Source organism: Neisseria sp. P0022.S010 (assembly GCF_051956635.1).
Genome location: NZ_JBQCXF010000230.1, coordinates 1 through 4,626 on the forward strand (window position 1 = coordinate 1; position 4,626 = coordinate 4,626).

Consider the following 4,626-nt stretch of genomic DNA (forward strand, 5'->3'; position numbering starts at 1 on the left):
AGCGATAATAGCCCTATCCGGCAAAATCCCTTTCGCTACCTGCCAACTGTAAATCGGAACCAGATAATACTTGCCGCCTTTCTCAAACACATCTACGCGCACCATGGTTGCATTGTCGGCAATACCGTTATGGTTGCGCACCCATACGCCGGTTTTCTGTACTTGCTCTACACGTACGGCTTTTACCTGTTGGGTGCGGTTGCCTGCTTTATCGTATTTGTAAAACGGCTCGGCAAAGGCTTTGGTAGGATCGTCTTTATGTGCTTCCAAACGTGCTTTCAGTCCTTCGCATAGCTTAGGTTCGCGCTCCCGATTGACCATTTTTTCCAAGTCTTTCAGTTTTAATTGTGTCAGCGGTACGCGCAACACGCTGATGCCTTCGTCCAGTCGTTTGGCGGATTTGACGGTCTCCATATGGCCTTGCCCGCTCATCTTCCGATTGGGCGCGCGTGAAACAAACAGTGGCGTAACGTATTCGTGCACGGCTTCGGGGCGAGAAGATAATTTTTCTGCGAGCAGGGTACGCAGTTTTTCGGGGGTATCCGCTTCTTCAAATTCGGATTTGCCGTCCGGTTTGCCGAAGACGCGAATCATGACTTCTTGTGCGAAAAATTCCCAAGGTTGCGGGAAGTGTGCTTTTTGATGCAGCACTTCTCCTGTTTCTTTATCTATGGTTTTGCCGTCAAACGCGTTCATCTCTTTATAGCGTACAAAACGGGTAATTTTCTGCTGCATGGCAACGGTCGAGCAGGCAACGACGACGGCGTCCAAGGCGTGATGGCGGTCGTTTTCCGCACGCACTTTGCGCAATCCCCAAAAGCCGCGCAACAGATTGGTAATTTGTCCGTTGGATGCAAAGACACGTCTTTTCCCTTTACCTGTCAGCAGCATATGGTCGGCAACGAATTGGCACAGGAAACGGTTGACGTAGCGCGTATCGTTCAGATTGCGTTCTTTAAAGCCATCTTCATCGAATTTTTGCAGCAGAATCCGTTGTTTTTTACTGCGTGGGAAACGGCTGGTTTCGACACGCGCTTTAAATTCCTGCCATTCGCGGCTGTTGTCTTTGCCGTTGAAGTATTCGTAAGGGGTTTGGTTGCCTTTGTTTTGGTTTTCGCTGCCCAATACCAGCACTTTATTGTTGAAACTGTCGTCCCATGTGCGCGAGAACGGCAGGGCATGGTCGATTTCGACATAGCCTTTTTCGTTCAGACGGCCTAAGTTGATTTCTTTGCCCGAATACAGGCATTTGCCGTGTTGTTGCTCGTACAGGCGCAGTTTCAGAATATCTTTGGATTTGGGTTCGCCGACAAAATTGGGGAAATACTCTCGGAATTCGGCGGCGGCTTTTTCACGGTCTTTACGGTTTTCTTCTTGGCGTTTTTCGATTTCTTTGCGGTCTTTAAACGATTTTCCTACTTCCCTTGCTGTTTCAATATGGATACGGGCAGGGGAGCCGTAACGCCGAACCACGCTGTTAATGACTTTCCGTGCTTGAGATAAGGCGCGCAAGACGACGGGGTTGCGGATTTCGTCGGCGGGAATCGGCGGCAGATAAAGCATTTCCTCCGAATTTTTCTCGCCATAATGATCCCCGTAGGTTTCAGCGCAGGCTTCATCGTAACGTTTGCCTTGTTCCATCAGCGGCACGATTCGGCGCAACGCTTTCAAAGAAATTTGAACGAACTTGTCGAAGCTGATGTGTTTCAACAGTGCATCCAAGATTTCAGGTTGCAAGCAGCCTTTCAGACGACCTGTAATATCCTCATCTGTTTTAAACAGGGAGAATGCCGTACCGATTTCATCCTGCAATTCGGGGGAAAGGCTCAACGGAGATTTTTTGTCTTTCAAACCTTCTTTTTCCAGCGCACGGCGGATGGCGTGGTAAGCCTTCATTTCCATCAGCGTTGCCGATTCGGCATTGTCTTTGCCGTAACGCAAACCTTTGAAAAATGCCGTATCGTCCAATCCCAGCAGTTCTCGTGCTTTTGCATAAGTTAGCTTATTTTTATAAGGCATATCTATAAGCGTGGCACGTTCGGTATCAGTCAGCGGACGCTCGCTGCCTTGCTCTAAAATACGCAGGTTGTTCAGCTTGGTCAGCCAGATGAAACGTTCGGCGGTATAGGTGTTTTTAGCGGCTTTCGGCTCTGTCGGCTCAAAGGTGCAATACCCCAACATTTTTTGAACAGCATCGCCAGACAGGGCAGAGCGTTGCGCCATCAGCAGGGTTTCAATACCTTCTTTAAGGCCGTCTGAAATATGCGGATTGCCAAATTCTTTTTGTTTTTCAAACAGCAAAACTAGCTCTGCCTGCAAATCTTTGCGGCTGAACGTATGCGAATAATCGCCGCGCTGGTTGCGGATATGGCCGCTTTCTTTCTCAAATTTATTTACAGCCAATTCAGCCGGTGTGCGGAAATCGCCTGTCTGTAAGGCATGGGCATTGTCGGCTACGCCTTTAAGCAAAGCACCAAGCTCCTTGTCGGCAGTTTCGCCTTCATTTTTCCGTTGCGACAAATAGCCGCGGTGTTTGATTAAATGCAACAAGACTGCCGACCACTCTAAAGGCGTCAGTTTGCGGTCTAATGCGGCTGCGCGAAGTTGCCATGGTGTATTCGGTAAGGATTTAATCAAGCCGTTTTCATCAAAATCGGCAGCCTGTAATACGCCCTCGCGTTTCAATAGGCGACGGGCCCGAAGCAGGCGGTGGGCGCGACGGCGGGTCAGGCGGCGGACGCTGCGTGCCAAGCGTCTTGCCGCTGCGAGAGAGTCGCCTGTTTTCGGTACTTCTGCACGCTCAAATACGCGCACGCCCAAATCAATCAGGCGGATGGGGTTTTCTTCTTCGTCAATTTCTACCATCGCCCAGCCGACGGATGCGATGCCGATATCGAGGCCGAGGATGTAGTTGATTGGATTGGGTTTGAATGCAGCCATCAGTTTCTCCGTAATATGATGTTTAGTAAGTATAAATATATCCTAGGTAAGTATTACCATGCAAATGAAATGCTTGACTGGGTGCCGATTTGGAATTAGAATTTGGACATATTGTTGCACTGCGAAATGAGAAACGTTGCTACAATAAGGCCGTCTGAAAAGATGTGCCGCAACGCTCTGCCCCTTAAGGCTTCGGCTTTAAGGGGCATCGTTTTGTCTAAATGGCAGGGATTAAAAAGGCCGTCTGAAATTTCAGACGGCCTTTGGTGTTACCAGATATCGGATTTGATTTTGCGTTTCAAGCCTGGGTGTTCAGAGAGTTTGAACTCTGGGTCTTTGCCCATTTTCAGCTTGGCTGTGTAGTCTTTCAACAGCAGGAAGGCAAGTGGGGACAGGAGTAGGATGGCGACGAGGTTAATCCATGCCATGATGCCCATGGCCATGTCTGCCATATCCCATACCAAGGGTACGTTGGCAACTGCGCCGAAGTAGACCCATGCCAAAACCAGCATACGGAAAATGGCGGTAACCAGCCAATGGCTCTTGATGAATTGGACGTTGGACTCGGCATAGGCATAGTTGCCGATAACGGTTGAAAAGGCAAACATAAATAGGATGACGGCAAGGAAGCCTGCGCCCCATTCGCCTACCTGGCTGACGATTGCCGCTTGGGTCAGCGCCGCACCGCTCAGGTCTCCGTAAGGCTGTTGATAGGTCAAGACGATAAAGGCGGTGCATGAGCAGACGATGATGGTATCGACGAAAACGCCCAGCATTTGAATCATGCCTTGGGAGACGGGGTGCTTCACTTCGGCTGCGGCTGCGGCGTTCGGCGCGGAACCCATACCCGCTTCATTGGAATACAGGCCGCGTTTGATACCCTGCATCATGGTGGTCGAAATCAGACCGCCGAGGAAACCGCCTGCAGCCGAATCGAAATTGAACGCGTTGGAAAAAATCTGACCGAACACTTCAGGAATCAGGGAAATATTGGTAACAATGATGAAGAGTGCTATGACGAGATATAAAACCGCCATCAGCGGGACGATGATTTCCGCGGCTTTAGATACGCGGCGGATACCGCCGAAGATAATCGGGGCAGTCAGAATGACCAGAGCGACGCCGACATAGTGTTGATCCCAGCCCCATGCCGCTTTGGTGGTATCGGCGATGGTATTGGTCTGTACGGCTTCAAATACAAAGCCGAAACAGAAAATTAGACTCAGGGCGAATAAAACGCCCAGCCATTTTTGTCCCAGGCCTTGAGTGATGTAGTAGGCAGGGCCGCCGCGGAAGTGGTGGTTGTCGTAGTCCCGGATTTTAAAGAGTTGAGCCAGTGAAGATTCGACAAACGCCGAACTCATGCCGATTAAGGCGGTTACCCACATCCAGAACACCGCGCCCGGTCCGCCGAGTTTGATGGCAATCGCCACGCCGGCGATGTTGCCCACGCCTACGCGGCTGGCCAAGCCGGTAACGAATGCTTGGAACGGTGTAATTCCGTGCGGATCATCACCTTGTTTGCGGCCACCCAACATTTCTTTGATACTGCGGCCGAAGAGGCGGAATTGTACAAAACCGGTGGTAACGGTGAAAAAGAGGCCTGCGCCTAAAAGCATATATAACAACCCCGACCACATTGGGTCGTTGATGGCGTTTACCCGGCCGTGAAGCTGTTCGAAAAAT

Annotated in this window: 2 protein-coding genes; both read right to left on the reverse strand. The window is 50.4% G+C overall.

Annotated elements, in window-relative coordinates:
* A partial coding sequence (gene cas9 / locus ACTHUT_RS14265) for a type II CRISPR RNA-guided endonuclease Cas9 (protein ID WP_440418934.1) occupies window positions 1–2,940 on the reverse strand: 2,940 nt, incomplete at its 3' end.
* A gap of 269 nt (window positions 2,941–3,209) precedes the next feature.
* On the reverse strand, window positions 3,210–4,626 hold a 1,417-nt coding region (locus ACTHUT_RS14270; RefSeq protein WP_440418935.1), incomplete at its 5' end, for an alanine/glycine:cation symporter family protein.